This is a genomic window from Bradyrhizobium sp. NBAIM08, assembly GCF_020193935.1.
Lineage (GTDB): Bacteria > Pseudomonadota > Alphaproteobacteria > Rhizobiales > Xanthobacteraceae > Bradyrhizobium > Bradyrhizobium yuanmingense.
In genome coordinates this window covers 1-437 of sequence record NZ_JADYVR010000468.1, presented here as the reverse complement: position 1 = coordinate 437, position 437 = coordinate 1, and the positions used below count along the sequence as shown (strand labels likewise).

The following is a 437-nucleotide window of genomic DNA, read 5'->3' as shown; positions in this document are numbered from 1 at the left end:
TCCTTGGTCTGCGAGGAGAAGCTCGGGTCGGGCACCTTCACCGACAGCACCGCAATCATGCCTTCGCGCATGTCATCGCCGGACAGGGTGATCTTGGCCTGCTTGGCGATGCCGTTCTGTTCGATGTAGTTGGTCAGCGTGCGGGTGAGCGCGGCGCGGAAACCGATCAGGTGGGTGCCGCCATCCTTCTGCGGGATGTTGTTGGTGAAGCAGAACATGGTTTCCTGATAGGCGTCAGTCCACTGCAGGGCGACGTCCACGGTGATGCCGTTCTGTTCGCCGGTGACCGAGATGACGTTGGGATGCAGCGGCGTCTTGAGTTGCGCCAGGTGTTCGACGAACGAGCGGATGCCGCCTTCGTACTGGAACAGGTCCTGGCGGCCCTCGCCGCGCTCGTCGCTCAACGTGATCTTGACCCCTGAGTTGAGGAACGAGAG

General features: G+C 61.8%; 1 pseudogene. It reads right to left on the bottom strand.

The annotated features are described in order from the left end of the window. A pseudogene (gene gyrB / locus I6F37_RS40475) lies at nt 1-437 on the bottom strand (DNA gyrase subunit B); the annotation flags it as partial.